General features: G+C 45.8%; 17 protein-coding genes. 8 read left to right on the forward strand and 9 right to left on the reverse strand.

Annotated elements, in window-relative coordinates:
- Nucleotides 1-137: 137 nt before the first annotated feature.
- From MHH25_RS30015 to MHH25_RS30025, 3 genes are all read left to right on the forward strand, one after another.
- Complete coding sequence (locus tag MHH25_RS30015) at nucleotides 138-1,202, forward strand: trifunctional transcriptional activator/DNA repair protein Ada/methylated-DNA--[protein]-cysteine S-methyltransferase (RefSeq protein WP_076320231.1); 1,065 nt, start codon at nucleotides 138-140, stop codon at nucleotides 1,200-1,202.
- A gap of 65 nt (nucleotides 1,203-1,267) precedes the next feature.
- Nucleotides 1,268-2,041, forward strand: coding sequence for an isocitrate lyase/phosphoenolpyruvate mutase family protein (locus MHH25_RS30020; protein WP_036611671.1), 774 nt, complete (start codon nucleotides 1,268-1,270; stop codon nucleotides 2,039-2,041).
- A gap of 50 nt (nucleotides 2,042-2,091) precedes the next feature.
- Entirely contained in the window at nucleotides 2,092-2,610 is a 519-nt protein-coding gene (locus tag MHH25_RS30025) for a hypothetical protein (RefSeq protein WP_076252018.1), read from the forward strand.
- A gap of 163 nt (nucleotides 2,611-2,773) precedes the next feature.
- On the opposite strand, the gene MHH25_RS30030 is transcribed toward MHH25_RS30025, so the two are convergent.
- The 7 genes from MHH25_RS30030 to MHH25_RS30060 form a co-directional block, all read right to left on the reverse strand.
- Complete coding sequence (locus tag MHH25_RS30030; RefSeq protein ID WP_340018769.1) at nucleotides 2,774-3,472, reverse strand: hypothetical protein; 699 nt, start codon at nucleotides 3,470-3,472, stop codon at nucleotides 2,774-2,776.
- Nucleotides 3,469-4,344, reverse strand: coding sequence for an ABC transporter ATP-binding protein (locus MHH25_RS30035; RefSeq protein ID WP_340018771.1), 876 nt, complete (start codon nucleotides 4,342-4,344; stop codon nucleotides 3,469-3,471). Before MHH25_RS30035 ends, MHH25_RS30030 begins: the two co-directional genes overlap by 4 nt.
- A complete protein-coding gene (locus MHH25_RS30040; RefSeq protein ID WP_036611682.1) occupies nucleotides 4,341-4,721 on the reverse strand; it encodes a GntR family transcriptional regulator in 381 nt (126 codons plus the stop codon). The genes MHH25_RS30035 and MHH25_RS30040 overlap by 4 nt, the downstream gene beginning before the upstream one ends.
- A gap of 99 nt (nucleotides 4,722-4,820) precedes the next feature.
- Nucleotides 4,821-4,991, reverse strand: coding sequence for an aspartyl-phosphate phosphatase Spo0E family protein (locus MHH25_RS30045; RefSeq protein WP_017691550.1), 171 nt, complete (start codon nucleotides 4,989-4,991; stop codon nucleotides 4,821-4,823).
- Between the two features lie 240 nt (nucleotides 4,992-5,231).
- Nucleotides 5,232-6,614: a transcriptional regulator gene (locus tag MHH25_RS30050; protein WP_076252020.1), complete on the reverse strand. Its 1,383-nt coding sequence runs from the start codon at nucleotides 6,612-6,614 to the stop codon at nucleotides 5,232-5,234.
- Between the two features lie 273 nt (nucleotides 6,615-6,887).
- Nucleotides 6,888-7,805: an aldo/keto reductase family oxidoreductase gene (locus tag MHH25_RS30055; RefSeq protein ID WP_076213731.1), complete on the reverse strand. Its 918-nt coding sequence runs from the start codon at nucleotides 7,803-7,805 to the stop codon at nucleotides 6,888-6,890.
- Nucleotides 7,806-7,952: 147 nt separating this feature from the next.
- Nucleotides 7,953-8,843 (reverse strand): diacylglycerol kinase family protein, encoded by an 891-nt coding sequence (locus tag MHH25_RS30060; protein WP_340020560.1) that lies wholly within the window; start codon nucleotides 8,841-8,843, stop codon nucleotides 7,953-7,955.
- 380 nt (nucleotides 8,844-9,223) lie between these two features.
- On the opposite strand from MHH25_RS30060, the gene MHH25_RS30065 reads away from it, so the two are divergent.
- From MHH25_RS30065 to MHH25_RS30075, 3 genes are all read left to right on the forward strand, one after another.
- Nucleotides 9,224-10,741, forward strand: a complete 1,518-nt coding sequence (locus tag MHH25_RS30065) for a leucine-rich repeat domain-containing protein (RefSeq protein WP_340018772.1) — start codon at nucleotides 9,224-9,226, stop codon at nucleotides 10,739-10,741.
- 292 nt (nucleotides 10,742-11,033) lie between these two features.
- Nucleotides 11,034-12,374, forward strand: a complete 1,341-nt coding sequence (locus MHH25_RS30070; RefSeq protein ID WP_340018773.1) for a glycoside hydrolase family 30 protein — start codon at nucleotides 11,034-11,036, stop codon at nucleotides 12,372-12,374.
- Nucleotides 12,375-12,693: 319 nt separating this feature from the next.
- On the forward strand, nucleotides 12,694-13,854 hold the full coding sequence (locus MHH25_RS30075; protein ID WP_340018774.1) for an MFS transporter: 1,161 nt from the start codon (nucleotides 12,694-12,696) through the stop codon (nucleotides 13,852-13,854).
- Between the two features lie 140 nt (nucleotides 13,855-13,994).
- On the opposite strand, the gene MHH25_RS30080 is transcribed toward MHH25_RS30075, so the two are convergent.
- Complete coding sequence (locus MHH25_RS30080) at nucleotides 13,995-14,957, reverse strand: endo-1,4-beta-xylanase (RefSeq protein WP_340018775.1); 963 nt, start codon at nucleotides 14,955-14,957, stop codon at nucleotides 13,995-13,997.
- A gap of 260 nt (nucleotides 14,958-15,217) precedes the next feature.
- Here MHH25_RS30080 and MHH25_RS30085 point away from each other — a divergent pair, with 260 nt between their 5' ends.
- Complete coding sequence (locus MHH25_RS30085; RefSeq protein WP_340018776.1) at nucleotides 15,218-17,512, forward strand: 5'-nucleotidase C-terminal domain-containing protein; 2,295 nt, start codon at nucleotides 15,218-15,220, stop codon at nucleotides 17,510-17,512.
- A 92-nt stretch (nucleotides 17,513-17,604) separates the two neighbouring features.
- Here MHH25_RS30085 and MHH25_RS30090 read toward each other — a convergent pair whose 3' ends face one another.
- The gene (locus MHH25_RS30090; RefSeq protein ID WP_340018777.1) at nucleotides 17,605-18,543 is read right to left on the reverse strand and encodes a macrolide 2'-phosphotransferase; all 939 of its coding nucleotides are present in this window, start codon (nucleotides 18,541-18,543) and stop codon (nucleotides 17,605-17,607) included.
- 436 nt (nucleotides 18,544-18,979) lie between these two features.
- Here MHH25_RS30090 and MHH25_RS30095 point away from each other — a divergent pair, with 436 nt between their 5' ends.
- Nucleotides 18,980-19,336 carry a hypothetical protein gene (locus MHH25_RS30095; RefSeq protein ID WP_340018778.1) on the forward strand — a complete coding sequence of 119 codons (357 nt, stop codon included), beginning with the start codon at nucleotides 18,980-18,982 and terminating at the stop codon, nucleotides 19,334-19,336.
- Nucleotides 19,337-19,540: the final 204 nt, after the last annotated feature.

The following is a 19,540-nucleotide window of genomic DNA, read 5'->3' on the forward strand; positions in this document are numbered from 1 at the left end:
TTCTGAACAACCGAATTTAAATGTTATATCCGATTCAATTTATCCAATATTCATGCCTGATTTTCGGCGATGCTTGCTGCAACGTTTTTCTATAATAGGTTATAGATAAAGATTCTAATGAGTAAGGACGTGCCCCCATGATTTCTGCTGATCTGAAGGAACAATATTACGAGGCGCTTGTGGCCAAGGATTCGGAATACGAGGGTTTATTCTATGTTGGAGTCCGAACCACAGGTGTGTTCTGTCGTCCCACATGCCCTGCGCGAAAGCCAAAATTCGAAAACTGCGAATTCTATGAGACGGCTCAACAGGCACTTCTGGCCTCTTATCGCCCTTGCCAGCGCTGTCGTCCACTTTCTCACCCCAACCAGGTATCCGATGTCGTTCGCATATTAGTGGAAGCTGTGGAGAAAAATCCGGAGAAACGCTGGAAAGAACAGGATTTCAAGGCCCTCTCCATCGACGAATCCACTGCTCGCCGACAATTCAAGAAGCGGTTCGGCATGACCTTTGTAGAATATGCTCGCGCTCGCCGCATGGGACTTGCCCTGAAAAATATTCGCTCCGGCCGCACCGTGATTGATAGCCAATTATCTACCGGATATGAATCAAGCAGCGGCTTCCGCGATGCCTTTTCACGGATCATGGGTGCTGCCCCTACACAAGTCGATGAAGGACATATCCTAAAAGCGTCCTGGATTGACACCCGCCTCGGCCCGATGATGGCTATTGCTGATGAGGAGTCGCTATATTTACTGGAATTTGTGGACCGCAGAGGTCTGGAACGCGAAGTTGAGCGTCTGCGCAAACGAACCAAATCAGCGATTGTACCCGGCACTACAGCTCCCATCCAGTCCATTGAGCGTGAACTAAACGAGTACTTTCAAGGTATTCGGACAGCATTCGACACACCGTTGTTCTGTTTAGGAACACCATTCCAAAAACGTGTGTGGGAACAGCTAATGGCCATTCCGGCTGGGGAAACGAGGTCATATCTGGAGATTGCAAATGCACTGGGAAAACCGACTGCTTGCCGAGCTGTGGCACAGGCGAATGGAGCCAATCAGCTTGCCATTGTGATTCCATGTCACCGTGTAATCAATGCCAGTGGTGAGCTGGGCGGATACGGCGGAGGATTAACTCGCAAAAACTGGCTTTTGACTCACGAGAAACAAAAACAGGGTAGGCGAAAAACAGAATGAAGTAATGAAGTACGCATCAAATGTCCAAAGGAATGCATGATATAACAAAGGAGAGTCAACATAATATGAGTACCTTAGAAGAAAAAGCAGCGTTGTTCCAACAATACCATGTGAAAGGAAAACCACTTGTTCTGGTCAATGTATGGGATGCCGGAAGCGCACAAGCCATCCAATCCGCTGGAGCAACGGCCATTGCTACCGGAAGCTGGTCCGTTGCTGCGGCCCACGGTGAACGCGATGGTGAAGCCATGCCATTCCATCTGGTGCTTGCCAATCTCGCACGGATTACAGCAAGCGTGGATCTGCCTGTAACAATCGATATAGAGGGAGGGTATGGGAGGTCCGTGTCAGAAGTGAAGCAAAATATCCTGCAAGTCATCGATCATGGTGCTGTAGGAATCAACATTGAAGATCAACTTCCCGCTGGCTTGGGATTGTACACTGTGGAGGAGCAATGCCCGAGATTGTCCGCCGCCCGGGAAGCTGCGCAGCAGGCAGGCATCCCGTTGTTCATTAACGCCCGCACAGATATTTTTCTGCAACATGCACCTGAACACCATAACCACTCTCTCCTGGAGGAAGCACTTATACGTTCGAGCCATTATGCAGATGCAGGAGCCAGTGGTCTGTTTGTACCCGGTTTGCAGGATCACCAACTGATTCAGGAATTGTGTGAGCGTTCACCGCTGCCAATTAACGTCATGGTTACGTCTCCTGAGCCTTCACCAAAACAGCTTGCCACACTGGGTGTAGCACGTGTAAGTTACGGGCCATATCCCTATCTGCAAGTTATGGAACACCTAAAAGAACTGGGGAGAAACATTTTATCGGGAAATTAACAGGAGGGCATGTTATAATCACCTCTATTGAACATTTACAGGAGGCAATTATGCTTAACGTGGAACAAAAGCTAGAAGTGCTACAATCGTATCCCCAACTGCAACGCAAAGATGTTTCTCTCGGTCGAGTTAATTTCCACTACGAGGATAGTGCGTATGATAAAAAAATTGTTGCTCTCCATATTCACCCTAACGGAAACGGTTATATCTATGCAGGACTACTGCCTAACTATGAGACCGATGCTAAAGGATTCGTCAATATTCGTGATTACTCCGAAGCAGATCTGCGCACCTTGTTAGATGAAACGATCCAAGCGATGTCTCACAATCCCAACGCAGTTGAATTCCAAGAGCCAGAACAAGTAAAAGCTGCTGCTCCTGCATTGTCTACAATCTCTACGGGTGGCGGAACGTGGATCGATGAAGATGGACATACGCTGACTTTAAAATACGAAGATGACATGTGGTATGTGTATTCCGGTGATAACCTGGATATGGCTTTTGAAACGCGTAGCGAAGCTGGCGAGTATCTCAAAGACGAAGGATTCAAACCGCAGGCTCAGGCTTAAGGGATGCACCTTCATTTGGAATTGCGTATAAAGATTGTTGAATAGGTAAATCCAATGATTTAGGATGATACAAAAAACACGAGGCGTGTTTGCACTCGTGTTTTCTGATTTCGGAATGATTTCACTTAGATTCCCTGCCCAGTTCCTTTATAACTGTTTCCTGTCAGTCTTTTTTGGATTTCATGGTAAGCGGCGCATTCTTCATCATGGGGTACGTAGATAGAAGTAGCGCACCACCAATGCATCCCAGAACGGTGAACAATGTCATGCGATTGATCCTAGCAATCCACAACATAAACTCACCAAGATCGCCCAATGTAATTATCAGCGTAAAGACCAAGCCAACCCCGAAGAACATAATGAAGAAGTTACGCATCCCCAAGCGCATCCAACAAACCGTTGGGAAGACAGAGATTCCCAGTACGAGAAAGCCACACATCAGATCGATCCACAGGTAGGATAAAAAATGATATTTGTTTGAATACAACATGCCTGGTTGATAAAGGGTTACGTCAACAATTCCTTTTTCCTGAATCAAATGTATGAGGAAATACGCCACATGCAGAATGACCATGGTGCCTGCAACCATCCATACCGAGTTCATATAGAAGGATTTCATGAATTGAATTCGTGTACTGCCCATACCAATCGCAACCGGAAACAGTGTAATCATTCCCCCGATTGCAAACGTACATATCCCTCCGTACATGGGACCAAACAGTTGCGTAGCATACGAGACATCAAATATGAAGCCAATGGCCAGATATACAACGGCGAGCATCAGAGCGATGGATGAAAAAATGCCCAGATACAAACGCATATCATCGCGAATCAGTCGATTCGTACCTTTTACTGCGTTCATGGTTTAACCCCCTCTTGATTACGGGTCCTGTTAACCAAATAATCTTGTAATGTCGCTTTCTCAATGGATAGCCCCTGTGAATGAGCGATATCCTTCCACATTTTCGAGTAGGGCTCATCAATCATGACTTTCACAGTTGATCCCATTTGGGAAGACTCTATAACTTTAACACCTGCTGTGACTCGATTGATATCATCTATTCGCCCTGTTAGAAGAACTCCTTTTTCGCGCATCTCTTCCATCGATTGATTAAACAACACCTCTCCGGCTTGCAAAACGATAAGGGACTCACATAAAGGCTGAATCTCCTCAATATGATGGCTGGATATCAGAATCAGACGCGGGTTATCTTCATAACTTTCCAGTAGCGCATTATAGAAGAATTTACGCTTCTCAGCATCGAGCCCATTGGTGGGTTCATCCAGAATGGTTATCTTTGCATTACTGGCAAGACCTAATATAATCTGGGTGGCAGTCTTCATGCCTTTCGAAAATTTAATGATCTTTTTCTTCTCCGGTAGTTCGAACACATCGATTAAACGTTCCGCCAACTCCTGATTCCACTGCGGATGAAAATATTGCCCCATTTGAACCATGTCACTAACCGTCCAGTTTTTCCCCAGGGGATGATTCTCCTGGATGTAACACAGATGCTCTTGGGCGGCCAGATTATTATAGGGGTCTTGACCCATGATCTGAACGGTTCCACTGTCCGGGCGGTTATGCCCTGCCAGTAAACTCATCATGGTTGTTTTACCCGCTCCATTTCTTCCCCAGATTGCACTAATGATTGGCTCACTCTCATGTAGCGTAACCTGGTTCAGAACGGGCGCCTTCTGGTAGCTGTAGTCGACCTGCTCCATATGAATCATAACTCACTCTCCTTATCCTTCTTGCCACGAATCAGATCAATGATCATGTCTTCATTCATGTGAATCCGTCTGGCTTCTTCAAGTAAAGGCTTGATGTATTCTTCATAAAAATCTTGCTTCCGTTCAACGAGCAATGCTTCTCTTGCTCCCTTTGCAACAAACATTCCAACACCTCGCTGTTTGTATATAATCCCCTTGTCTACGAGCTCCTGCAGTCCTTTGCGGGCTGTAGCCGGATTAATATTGTAGAAGCGTGACAGTTCATTGGTTGAGGGAACCTGTTCTTCCACCTTCAATCTGCCCTCCACAATATCGTCCATAATCATCGTAGCAATCTGATGAAAAATAGGCTGAGATTCATCCAAAGTCGATTTCATGTGCTTCCAACTTTCATACGTATTCATTAGTCAGTTAGTCGGTTAGTTACTCATGTAACTAACTATAGTATACAAAAACGAAAATGTAAATAGGCGAACTTAATTCATCGCCTTCCCTACCTTTGCTCTGTTGTATTGATTAATAAGCCCGTCTAGGACTACGGATTGCTGGATCACTTCCGGATGAAGCAGACTGCCGTATTCCATATGCATGCGATATAACAACTGTCTGGCATCTTCGATCCGTGATATCAAATCCAGGCGATCCATAGTACCCCTCCTTTTTGTCATATTTTAGTGTATTATGCCAATCATAAGCGCATGTGAGATACGACATACTTATTCTTCCACTTTGATACACAAAAAAAGAACGCTTCTGAATAAATCAGAAGCGTTCTTTACTTTCATTAAGTTCCAAATCCATGATCAGCGGGTCTCATAATTTCGGGGTTCGGGATTTCCTTGCCTGGGACAGGTTCCGTAGCAGGGGCTACGATGAATACAACGATACTACAGGTAGCTATCAGCAAAGCCAACTTTCTCTTCATTGAGTTTCTGCACCTCACTAATTATCATTTTGTATTGCTGTTTCGCCGTCTCAGATGCAAATTCCCGATATTGCTCGAACAGTCCGACACCTCTAAGCATACCTCGTCCACTGCTAATTTCAATAGAAAATTTTAAACTATCTAGCACAAATTCTATACCTAAATGATACTCGTCTTTCTTTAAATAATATGCACCCAAATCTGCTAAAAGTCGTAAATATCGATCATCCGTAACCTGACTGCTCACTTTGCCAATTCGGTTACTCTGTTCCTGATAAGTGAAGTACGATTCATACTGTTTGAGAACATGATCAATATCCTTATCATAACGGTTAGCCGCTGTTACAATATCACACAGCGCTGGGAATATCTCATTTTCCTTCGTTGAGATATACGCCAGATAATCAGGTAACACCTCAAAATGACCGCCCATTAAATGATATATATATCGATTAGCTTCAGCCCATTCCTGAAACTGATTCATAACAACGATTTCATCTTTATCCGGGTTCCTCACCCAGCGATTATCCGAATATAAAGAAACATATTTAAGTGCCCCAGTGTAGTCTTTCAAATGATAACAGGCACTTCCTGCAGCTAGATCGGAGTACAGAATATAGAAGACAATTGGTCTTTTGGTCTCTTCTTGTTTCCTTCGGCCATTCATCTCATAATGGATGGACGCTTTTACTTTCAATTTTTCAGATAACTCCTGAACCTTGTTCCATCTATGCAATGCTCCAAATGCATTAATTAGTTCGTTAAGCGCATCCAATTGATAGCGCTCATCCAGCCGATCCACATAATATTCGAACCGGGCTGCGATAATCAGATTCCGCTGCTGATCATTGGTCAGTCCCAATCTGAACAGCCGATACTGACAGAGTGCAAGCCGCTCGGAATGTTGCATTTTCTCGCTTTCAGCAATGTTTTCATATAGAAGAATGGCCGGTTTGAATTTACCCGCTTGGAAGAATTCTTCAGCCACATCAAATAATAAAGGAATATAGGATAGATTATCCATCATCAGACGAATAACCTCTTCAATACAGTCCAACTTGTCCAACTCGGCACAGCGATGAAGGAAGGGTCCCAGTCTTCGCCAGTCCGGGGTCGCGTGTACGAAACACTCATCTATGTATAACTCATAGAAGTAACCTTCTTCCAGTCTCATGGCGGAAGTAATGCGATCCAACTGCTGCATGGCAATCGGCCGATTTTTATTCAAAATATTGCTGAGCGTACCCGAATTAATCCCTGACGTTTCCGAAAAATGACTAATGGACATCTGTTCACGCTTCAGATAACTTTCCAAGTGATCGCGTATCGTGGTTGTCGACTCCAAACGAACACCACCCTCCAAAATAAAAAAACACAAACAGGATTATCGGTATGCAAAAGTAATTATATGTAATTAGAAAGTATCGGTCAATATAATAATTTCAACTAATTTGTATTAAAACCATTTTAATCCTTTTATAAAACAGACACTCCTATCTTTATTTTATATCGAAAACGCGCCTGACATCAAACCTGAAAATAGACAAAAAACACGAGCCATCTACGGGCTCGTGTTCTCAACTGACTCAGCAGTCATCATGCTCACTATAACTTGGATTTAAGGCAGTATGTTACCTGCCGCACGGTAAATTTCATACCACTCTGGACGAGTGAGATGAACATCTCCTGCTTTTACACAGTCTTGCAGACGTTCAATATTCATCGTGCCTGTCACAGGTTGCATCTGCGCAGGGTGACGAAGCAACCATGCGATTGCAATCGTTGTATTGCTCACGTCATACTTCGCAGCAATCTCGTCAATCTTTGCATTCAATTCCGGGAACTTGTCGCTACCCAGGAATACACCTTCGAAGAATCCGTACTGGAACGGGGACCACGGCTGAATGGTGATATCATGCAGACGACAGTAATCAAGAATGCTACCGTCACGGTTAACCGCGGCATCGTTCTCCATGTTCACATTAATGCCACTGTCAATCATCGTGGTATTGGTAATACTCATCTGCAACTGGTTGGCTACCAGTGGCTGTTTCACGTATTTTTTCAACAATTCGATCTGGTTCGGATTCTGGTTGGATACCCCGAAGTGACGCACTTTACCTTCGCGCTCCAGTTGATCAAAGGCTTCAGCCACTTCCTCCGGCTCAACCAATGCATCAGGACGGTGCAGCAGCAGAACGTCAAGATATTCCGTTTTCAGACGTTGAAGGATACCATCCACCGAATTCAGGATGTGCTCTTTGGAGAAATCAAACATGCCTTTGCGGATACCGCATTTGGATTGAAGAATCATATTTTCACGAACTTGGGGATTCATCTGTACTGCTTCGGCGAAGATCTCCTCACATGTTCCTGTACCATAAATGTCGGCATGGTCAAAGAAATTTGCGCCAACCTCCATTGCAGAACGAACAAAATGTTCGGCTTCCTTACCGTCTAGTGAATTAATCCGCATGCAGCCCACCGCAACTACAGGTACTTCTAGTGCGCTGCTGCCCAATTTAATCGTTCTCAAGATGTTTTCCCTCCATATTCGAATATTATCGTGTATCTTACCTTTGATTGTGACATATATCTGCAATCGGTTTCAATAGCTTTATCCTACATTCATATGGAGAAATGATAGGTTCTTCATTCCAGCCTATAGATCCAAAAGAATAAACTATACTTCTTCCGGTATAATGACCTCAATATGCCTTGGCAGGACACGGATATGAATCGGCAGGGCAGGACCTTCTTCCCCATCTACATTAGTGCGAATGGCTTCGTCTGAGCGAACATGAACTTCTTTGGCTGTAAAATAGTCCACGTCCTTATGGTCTTTCAGACTACCAAATAATAGGGAGGTGCCCAGGGTCAGACTGTTGAACACACTGATATTACGAACAACAAAACAATGTATCAGACCATCGTCCACCTCTGCATCCGGGGACAACTTCTCGAATCCTCCGACCGAGTTGGTCAGCGCCGCCAGAAAAAGTGGCGATTCCCCCTCCCAGAGCTGTCCGTCATATTCGATGGTTAGATGATTGGCTGGTGTATTCACCAGGTCTTTCAAGCCTTCTTTGAGATATGCGAATGATCCCAACTTCGACTTTTCTTCCGAGGATACGGAGAACAAAGCTTCTGCCAAAGAACCTGCAGCCACAACGTTGGCAAACAGGCGATCATTGATTTTCCCCAGATCCACGATATGGGTCTGATTCGAACGTAACTGCCTAATGGCTTCTTCCGGGTCAAGCGAGATATTCAGCGCACGCGCAAAATCATTCACCGTACCTAGCGGTACCACGCCCAATCGGGGGCGATGATCCTGATCCATCATGCCGTTAATCGTCTCATGCAGTGTACCGTCGCCTCCGATGGAGATGACCAGATCACAGCCGTCTTTGCAAGCGCTCAGACAGTAGTTGGTGGCATCACCTTCCCCGGCCGTCTCATTAACAACCACCTCATACTGCTGTGACTCCAGAATTTCTCTGACTTGGGACACATACTGCTCGGCCTCTTCCTTACCTGACGATGGATTACTAATGATCATGGCTTGGCGCATACTCACATCTTCCCCTCCAAATTGGCATCTTTACTTCATCTTTACCCGTTTCGAGGGTGGGTTGAATAGGGTCTGCGGGAGATGTTTTATTTTTTTTGATAAACATGTCTCTGAAGAGTGCAGAGCAGGGTTTGTTTCATATAGAATAGAAGTAGAGAAATACCCATTACGAAATTTCTTGTTCCTTTTTCCTGTTGACGGGTTAATAACTATAGATGTGCTTTGAGCCGAACCTGTATATGTTAAACTCTTCAATTCACACTGAACACTCCGTTGGCAGAACAACCTTCCGGTCGCTGTTATCGTGTAGATACTATACTTAACTAACTCAATCTGTTCGGATTATTTTATAATTCTAAAAATCGGAGGGAATGCATGCAATGAGAAGAATGACGCTACTATTTCTAGTATTCATCCTGAGTCTCGGGGCATCGGGGCAAGCCATGGCTTACACAACTACGGACTTGGGCGAGGGAATCATTGAAGATCCCGCTTTGGAGGACGGACTGAAGCTAATCCTGAACAAACCTCTGGATGTACCATTAACTTCAACGGATCTGGAGCAGCTTGAGGTGGTAGATCTAAGCAATGCAGGTATTCACAGCCTGACCGGTCTGGAATATGCAACCAACCTGACTCACCTCCGATTATATGGGAATGAGATTGAGGATCTCACACCGCTGGCGCACCTAACCCAGCTTCGCGAGATCGATGTTCGCAACAATTACATTACATCCATAGACGCACTTGCTGAATTAAAAGACTTGGGAAGGCTGTATATCAGCAACAATTCCATTTCATCCATAGAGGTTGTACGTGGGTTCAACCGATTACATACGTTCCACGCCAGCGGTAACCAGATCACTAGTCTTGCGGCCCTCTCGGATGCGGATGCACTGAAGTGGCTTGAGATCTCGAACAATACAATTAGCGATCTGACACCGATCATGGATAAAACCCGGCTTCAACAACTCAATGTAGCAAACAACCAGATTCAGACGCTGGACGTACTGGCTGAATTGCCTAATACACTACGGAATCTGAATGTGGCAGGCAATCAAATCACGGATCTGACACCACTGGAGCACATGACACGGCTTCGGACACTTGATATCTCCGGTAACCAAGTACAACACCTCAAGGGGCTTGAGGGACTGACTGGGCTGAAGGAGCTGAATGCAGAATCCAATCAGATCTATGATCTGGAACCTTTACGGCAGCTTTCCAGCCTGGACGTGTTGAAATTATCCAACAACCGGGTGTGGGATCTGACACCGATCGCAGGTTTTACGTTTACCCGTGATCAGTCAGCGACAAATGTTATACAGGATATCTCGGCGTCTACCTCGTTATCCTCCGGTATTCAGACTTCTGTCTCAGAGGTTGAGCCTGCCGGACTCACGGTGCAGAACAATTATCTGGATGTTGTGAGTGGCAGTCATACGATGCAGCTTCTGAACCGGATGAATGTGCGGGAGCAGAAACGAACGCCCCAGGGCAGCTTCCAGCGTCTGATTGAAGGGTCCACCACTGCTTATGTAGGAGATCGCGCTTATGTACTGGATGCTGCACCTTTTATCGATGAAGGGCGGACCTATGTGCCTCTGCGATTTGTCTCGGAGCAGTTAAACGCCAGTGTGAACTGGAACAGTGGTACACGCGAAGCTGTGATCACACAGAATGACAAGACGATTCGCTGGACTGTAGGCAACAAACAAGTTGTCGTGAATGACACGCTTGCGATCAATGATGCTCCTCTTCTGATGAAAAATGGTAAAGCTTTTGTACCGGTTCGCTTCATCTCGGAGCAATTCAATACCTCTGTTGGTTACATCGGAAGCAGCAAAACAATTCTGATTTTTGAAAATAAACAGCTTGGTGAGAGTGTACAGCCTTAAGTTGTGTCTCACGTTCATTTCAGTCATAAGAGAATATGAGATATATAGCAAGTCCCCGTCTGAACAATCAGCGGGGATTTTTTGTGCCATGACATTGGATAATGGTATATGGACATCGCTGATCACAAGCAAATACAGCATACGATCTGTCTATGCGAATACGAACTCGTGATACGCCATCTTCGATTAGGGTAAATTTCACACGGTTTAGCATATCTTCTTTTGCCGTGGGAGTTGTTATACTGAACGTAATATATATGACAACTGAGGTTCAAGCGAGGAGGAAATTCACATGACATTCACGCTCACTGGTTATTCCACAACCCAAGACACCCCGTGGAGAGAGCTATTTTTTGTGCCGACTAATGAAAGCGCTAACTTAAAACTGACGGGTGAACAGCACCAACTTGTGGAAGGGTTTGGCGGATGTTTCAACGAGCTTGGTTATATTGCTCTGTCCCATTTGAATGAGGAGCAGCGCCATGAGGTATTTCACTCTCTTTTCCATCCGGAGGGCGAGCACAAGTTTAATATCTGTCGCCTGCCGATCGGCGCAAGTGATTATGCGGAGCAGTGGTACAGCCACAACGAGGTGGACGGCGACGTGGCCATGGAACATTTTTCGATCAATCGTGATTTCAAATACCTGATTCCTTACATCAAGGAAGCTCTAAGTTATAACCCGAACCTGCAATTCTTCGCCTCGCCATGGAGTCCACCAACGTGGATGAAGTCGCCCAAAGCCTATAACTACGGGACACTGCGCTGGGAGAAAGATATTCTGGAGGCCTACGCCCTGTATTTCGTAAAGTTTGTACAGGCTTACCGTGACGCAGGCATTACGATCCATCAGGTGCATGTGCAGAACGAAGTGATTGCAGATCAGAAATTTCCTTCTTGCATGTGGACAGGCGAGCAGCTTCGTGAGTTTATTGCCGATTATCTGGGCCCGGCTTTTGACCAACACGGTCTGGATACGGAGATCTGGCTGGGAACGATCAACGCCCCTGATCCATGGGAGGAATTAATCAAGAAAAAAACAAATGACTTCGATGAGTACGCCGGGCTTGTCCTGAGTGATCCAAAGGCCTATTCCTATATCAAAGGTGTTGGCTATCAGTGGGCAGGCAAAAATGCGATTCAACGTACCTCGGCGAGTTATCCAGAGCTGCGTTATATGCAAACCGAGAACGAATGCGGTGATGGCAACAACTCATGGAACTATGCCAAGTATGTATATAATATCTATCAGCACTACTTCAGCAACGGAGTGAACGCGTACATCTACTGGAACATGGTTCTGGAACCCAAAGGCCGTAGCACATGGGGCTGGGAGCAGAACTCCATGATCACCGTAGATCCGGACAATAAGGAGGTTACTCGTAACCCGGAGTATTATGTGATGAAACACTTCGCTCATCATATTGTTCCTGGTGCTCGAAGAGTCGGTCTATCTGGCGCGTGGAGCGGGAAATCCGTTGCTTTCCGCAACCCGGATAACAGTCTCGTGATTGTCATCAACAATCCATTCCAGGACCGTCGTGACCTGTATCTAACCCTTGAAGAAGGACAGACCCTACACATGAAGCTGGAAGCCGATTCATTCAACAGCATGGTTATTCAACCGAAATAACTAATCCAACACATCGGTAAAAACGCGGACATCAATAGCGTCAGGCCCCAAGGATTCCCCGGGCCGGCGCTATTTTCATGGGCCAGACCATGCTTATTGTCCCCATGAATACTCCTGTACAACACAAGCCGAAGACGACTTAAAGATATGACGTTTCACCTTTTATATTTACAAATCTATAAATCTAGATATAATGTAATCCAGAGAACTTAGTCTCATGTCCATCATATTATAGGAGTTATAGGAGGCAAGGCAGGCTCATTTCGACATAATATATCTACTTTTCTGTATATTTAAATTCATTGGAGGTACGCTTTACATGAAATCACAACAGGTCAATCCACTCCTTATTTTGATGCTGGCACTCGGGGTATTCGGAATTATTACAACAGAAATGGGAATCGTGGGGGTACTTCCTCAGGTTGCGTATAAGTTCAATATCTCGGCTGTACAGGCTGGTTGGCTGGTCAGTATATTTGCGCTGGTCGTAGCCATTGCCGGTCCCTTTCTCACCTTGCTGGCGTCCGGCATCAATCGCAAAATTATCCTTTTAACCGCTGTGCTGATGTTTGCCATTTCAAACGTCGTCTATGCCTACGCCACAACATTTGGTACCATGCTTATCTTCCGTATCATTCCCGCGTTATTCCATCCCGTCTTTTTTTCCGTAGCCCTGGTCACCAGTGCCCAACTTGTTCCGGCAGAGAAAAGCAGTCAAGCTGTCGCTAAAGTATTTACCGGAGTTACCGCGGGCTTTGCCTTTGGCGTGCCACTGACATCGTATCTTGCTGAACGGCTATCCCTCGAAATCGCCTTCCTGTTTGGAGCGATGGTCAGTGTGGTCGCTTTAATCGGCATATGGATCTGGCTACCCTCGATGCCCGTGAAGGAAAAGATGTCCTATGGCAAGCAGCTCGGTATTCTGCGCAAACCTGGATTATGGCTGAATGTTGCCGCAGTCATTTTTATATTCGCCGCCATGTTCTCCGTATACAGCTATTTCGCCGAGTATCTTGGACAGGTCACCCACATGAGCGGATCATGGATCAGTGTCATGCTTACGGTTTTTGGTGTCGTCATGATCATCGGAAATTTGGGGTTTGGACAGTTTCTTCGTAAGAGCATGGTCCGCACTGTCCTCATGTTCCCCCTGCTGTATGTAGCAGCTTACGCACTCGTCTATTGGGCCGGTCCCCACTTCATGTGGATGGTTATTGTAGTTATCCTCTGGGCATCCGTGCATTCAGGAGGATTGATTGTAAGCCAGACCTGGTTAACCGCTGAGGCGCAGGATGCGCCTGAATTCGGCAACAGCTTGTATGTATCCTTTTCCAACCTCGGTATTACCCTGGGTACTGCTATCGGCGGATGGTTCATCGCAAACCTGGGAATACATCAACTGATCTGGAGCGGAATGATATTTGCGCTGATCGCTTTTGTACTGGTTTGGATTAAAATTAAATGCTTCCCTGCACCATGAATTGCCGAACACTGATGAGACAAAGCATTAACACAAAAAGCGCCATGTTCCCATGTTTAACATGTGGAATAGGCGCTATTTGGTGTTATATGATAGTGATCGGAATCAAAAGGGAAGCTCAGATTCGTGCAAACGCACGCTTAAGGATTGTTCGCCAGGTAATTTCTCAGCCATTGCATAGCTGGACGTTCTGTACCGTTGCTATTAACCAGATGTGAACCATTTACCCACGTTTGCCCCTGATTGTAGCCCCACAGCGTCACGCCTTTAACGGCTGAATGCTTCCAAAGCACAGGGAATTTTTGTTGGTAACGCTGCAATTGCGTATTATCATCGCCCGTCATATCCAGCTCGGATACATAGATTGGTAGCCCCGTAGCCGCAAGCTTGTTCAGTACCGTGTTCATCGTGTTCACAGAAACGTTGTCCATATTGAAGTGATGCGCTTGAATACCAATACCATCAACTAGACCTCTGTTTTTCAAAAGGTTAATGATCTGAATATATTGATCTGCTTTAGCCGGATCTCCGATAATACCATATTCATTGATCAGCAATTTAGCGTTCGGGAAAGCTTGCCTCGCCTGCTGGAATGACCAGATTACCCAATCCCAGCCAGTGGCTCCATCTCCACCTATCGCGTTGCGATAAGAAGGCTTAGCATGCAACGGCTCATTGACGACATCCACATATGCTGCCTTGGAATATCGCTGACCTGCGGCTTTAATCCATTGTGTCACTTCAGCCTTCTGATCTGCGGCTGAGAGACTGTTAATCCAATTTGGCTGCTGACTTCCCCATACGAGGGTATGGAACTTGAACGGGAACCCGTTGTTGTTAGCATAGTTGTAGGCCATGTCCGCCTGGCCCCAATTCATTACGTTGCGTGTGCCTTCAACAGCATCCCACTTGGTAGAGTTCTCCGGAGTTACCTGGTTCCAATAGGGGCTAAAATTCGAAGGAACTTGGCTAGCTATAATATTCCCCAAAAATTTGCTGCCTTTCGCCAGACCAGCACTAACACTGCCCACCGCAACTGAAGCAGCGAGAACCCCTACCAACGCCAGTGAGCCGACTGTTTTAAACCACTTAGACTTAATCAATGATTTTCCTCCTTAGTATTCAATTTTGTAAAGCGCTTACAAACATCATTTTACTGGATAATTTTGGTTTTTAACACCTGTCAAATTATAGTATTTCATTGTAAAAAAATAGATTTAAATGCTTTTTCTGAAGTTATTCATAGATTCACTCTCTTAAATCCAACATAACTCTTACATTGGAGTTTACATTCACCAGATGTTTATCTAGTATGAAATGATACATATCTTTACACACACTAGATAACAAGGGAGATTACAACATGCGCAAAATTTCAACGAAACGTTTCGCCGGATGGCCTTTATCTTTCCTCTTATGTGCCTCCATTTTGTTTGCCCCTTTTGCTTCTACTCCAGCTCAGGCTGCTGAGGCAGACAAGGAAACCAAGATCACCTTGCTGGGTACATCGGATATACATGGTCGATTTATGCCGTGGGACTATGCTCTGGACGGTCCAAACCCAACCGGGAGCATGACACAGCTCTACACCATTGTGAAAAAAGTCCGTGCGGAGAATCCCAACACGATCCTGCTGGATGCAGGAGACATGATTCAGGATAACTCGGCTGAGTTGTTTAATGATCAACCTCAATCTCCCATGATGGTTGCAATGAACGAAATGAAATATGACGCATGGGTTATGGGTAACCATGAGTTTAACTTTGGACTGGACGTACTGGAGAAGATCTCTTCCCAATTCAATGGACAGCCTCTCGTGGGTAACATTTTCAAAGAAAACGGCGACCGCTACATGCCTGCCTATACGATTATCGAGAAAGACGGAATCAAAGTGGGTGTTATCGGAATGAACACACCTATGATTACCGAATTTGAAAAAGGCACGGATCACCTGGACGGCATCATCGTCAAAGATCCTGTGGAAGAGACCAAAAAGGCCATTGCTGAGCTGAAAGGCAAAGTCGATGTCATGGTTGGACTCATGCATATGGGATTGGACAACGAGAACGGTAATCCGGGAACCGGAGTGACGGATATCGCCAATGCCAACCCGGAGCTGGCTGCCATTTTTGCCGGACACATGCATACTTTGATTGAATCCCAAACGGTTAACGGCGTATTGATCTCCGAACCGAATAAATATGGCTCACATATTTCACGAATCGATCTGACATTTGAAAAAGACGGCGACAAAGTCGTGCTGAAAAGCAAAGAAGCTCAAGCACTCGCTGTAAAAGCAGCAGACGGAACGTATGAAGTCTCCGATCCTGCGCTGGAAGAGACTTTGCACCCATTCCACGAGTTCGCTCGTGCCGATGCCAACATTGAAGTGGCTGAACTGAAAGGAACGAACCTGGTCCCTGCTGATGAGATTAAGGGTATCCCTGCGGTGCAGATCCAGGAAACACCTTTGTCTGATTTTTTCACCGAAGTGATGTTGCATTACAGTGATGCCGATGTGGTCGCGCATCAGATTGATAACGACAAAGCCAAGCTGGATGTAGGCCCGATTAAGAAAAAGGATATTGCATTCAACTACCAATACACCTTTGGTGAAGTGACTGTATATGAAGTAACCGGACGTGATCTGAAGGATTACATGGAATGGTCTGCGGGATACTTCAACTCCACACGCCCGGGTGATGTGACCGTCAGCTTTGATCCGAAACGACGTGCTTCCAAATACAGCACCGATGATTTCTTCGGCGGCGTGACGTATGAGATTGACCTGACCAAGCCATACGGTAGTCGGATTACAAATCTCAAGTACAGCAATGGATCAGTAGTCAAAGAAGACGATACGCTGAAGCTCGGTATGAATGCCTACCGGATGGAAGCCCTGATTGCCAAAGGCGGCGCCATGGAAGGGCGTAAGTTCAAGCAGCTCTGGTCCTCCAAGGATGCCTCGGCATTTGGTGAGATTCAAGGCACGATTCGCAACCTGTCCATCGCCTATCTGAAAGATGTCATGGAAGGTGTCTACGAACCGAAGATTCAACGCAACTGGAAAATCACCGGTGTAGACCTGACTGCACCGGAACGTGCAGATGTGGTGGAGTTAGTTAACGATGGCATCATGTCTGTGCCAACAACGGAAGATGGCAAGTACACCAACATTGCCTCCATTAACATTTTGGATGCGGTGACTCAAGAAGAGATTGATACACTATCTGCCAAAGCAGGTGTGAGTGCAGCACAATTCGCAGGCGTAAAAAACAAGGGAGCATTCTACCAACAGTTGAACAAGGCTCGCAAAGCGGCTGGCAATGGTGAGGGGGCAACTACTCCTACACCTGAGAAGCCGACAACGCCAACAGTACCAAAACCAACACCAACTCCAGGCACGTCGAAACCTGGTAAACCATCCACACCAAGCACTGGTAACCCGGGAACTGTCATCAAAGGCAAACAAGCCAAGGTTACTGCGGCTTACCTGAACGTACGCGCTGGCGCTTCATCCAAAGCGAAGGTTGTTGCTGCGGTACCAAAGGGCACCCTGCTTGAGGTGATCAGTACAGACAAGTATGGATGGGTAAAAGTGAAGTTAGATGGACGTGTAGCATTCGTATATGGGAAATACGTGAGTATTTTGAAATAGGTACAATCGTTACGCATCACGCTTAAAGAAAAACAAAAAGGGCGATTCTCCCATGGAACTCATGGTCGGGATCGCCCTTTGTTATGTTAAGCTCAACCTCTCTTTACATCCCAGTTCGCAAGCATGCCTCTCGCCATTTCCATCGTCGACTCTTCCCCTGTGGTTAGAGCAAACTTGGCAACCAGTGCCGGGTAAGCAGCCCATTGTTCCCGAATATGCTCAAACATCTGAGGCCATGTTCTTCCCCCTGCCTTCTCATAACGACTCAAAAGCTCACGCAGCCCATCCTCCTGAAAGAGTGCATAGTAGATAACAAAGTCCTTACCCGGATCTGCAATCTCCGCTTCCGTCCAATCAATAAGTCCGGTTACTCGCTGGGCATCATCGACAATAATATGCGGTGGATGCAGATCACCATGGATGAACGCCGAGTGCTGCGGCCAATAGCTACTTATAGACAGCCATACCGTCCATCGTTCAACTAACTCGGTTGGCACCTTAAAATTCTGCTTAACCTCCTCTATATTGGCTGCAAATTCTTTGCGAGCTTCCATAGGGGTCTTGATCCGCACTCCACCTTTCTTCGCCTTGTCGGGATCGATGTTATGCAGCGTGGCAAGAGTCGTAGCCAGTGAATCCAGGAATGTATCCGATAAGCTCTCCTGAGGGAATCGCCATACATACCCTCCCCCTGCGGGATCCACAACTGCGATCGGATCACCATCAAGTAAAGGATAAGCTATCAACTCTGGCGTGAAGATCCTCCAATCCGGTACTTGTGCGGGTATATTTCCTCGGACCACATCCAGTACCTTACGCTCATTCTCGGCTCGCTCCCATACGTCTTCACGTCGCGGCTGGCGCAGAACCCATCTGCGGCGTTCTTCATCCGTAGCGAATGCTACACGAAAATCCATACCCGACTCGTTAATCTCCAAGGATTCCTCAACGATAAGAAGTCCGTTCTGTTTTGCTAAAAATAATAGTTCCTTTTGAATTGCCAAATGCTCTTTTAAGTTCGGTTTTGTCATATCAGGTACTCCCCTTTTCCTGGATAAAATAAAAAACACAGACATGTCCGCCTGTGCAGTTCATTTCGGATGTTGGTATACCAGAATGCTCACAAAAAAAATAGTAGTACATCAAAGAACCACTTCGAAGAATGGTTCTTTCACGACGACTAGCGGCATACGTGTAAAATGGCAAACCGATCCCGATGAACTGCACATAGGCAGAAAACAGCAAGCGTAAACAGACGTTTTTCGCCACACTATCTCAATCGGGAAAAATTTTGCACACGTATCCCTCCGTTCAGTAAGTCACCCATATGCTAACATATTCCAAATTTCAGTTCCAGACTGAATCGAATGATTTAGGTTCTTTTTTATTGATATACAGGAACTTCGTCGCCTCAGGTAACGTCCGTAGATATATATGTATTAAAAAGGATGAGAGGCGAGTAACCCGATGTCCATTGTACGAAGATTATCCTTATTACCAGTCATCATGCTCCTGTTAACCCTTGGATGCGCAGAGAAGCTCGTAGAACAAGGGAAAGAGAAGCCACATGTACGAGGAATTATTACGGATTTTGAGGAAGAAAGAGGTCAGGTACTCATCGAGAATAAAGAGGATGGCGGTGTTGATTCTGGACCGATTTGGGTCTCGCTCAGCACGGACGCCGAACTCATCATCGAAGAAGAGATTGTCACCGTCTCTTTGGATGAGACATTCGTTGGTCGAAGTGCAGAAGTGTGGATCAATGGAGTTATTGCTCAATCTTCCCCTCCCCAAACCAAGGCTGTAAAAATGGTCATTCATTAACACCAAGCAAAATACGCCGATACATTTCGTTTCACGTGGAACGTTATGATACACATACGAATAGCAACAAACGCTGCTCCCTCAAATCAGGAATCATGAAAACAATTTACACACTTGAAGCATTTACTCCGTTAGCCTGCCTGCATATAGAGTATAATGAAGAGGTATACGATAAATGTACGGTGCAATAATTGTACAAAAACT

The organism is Paenibacillus sp. FSL H3-0457, from assembly GCF_037981725.1.
Lineage (GTDB): Bacteria > Bacillota > Bacilli > Paenibacillales > Paenibacillaceae > Paenibacillus > Paenibacillus amylolyticus.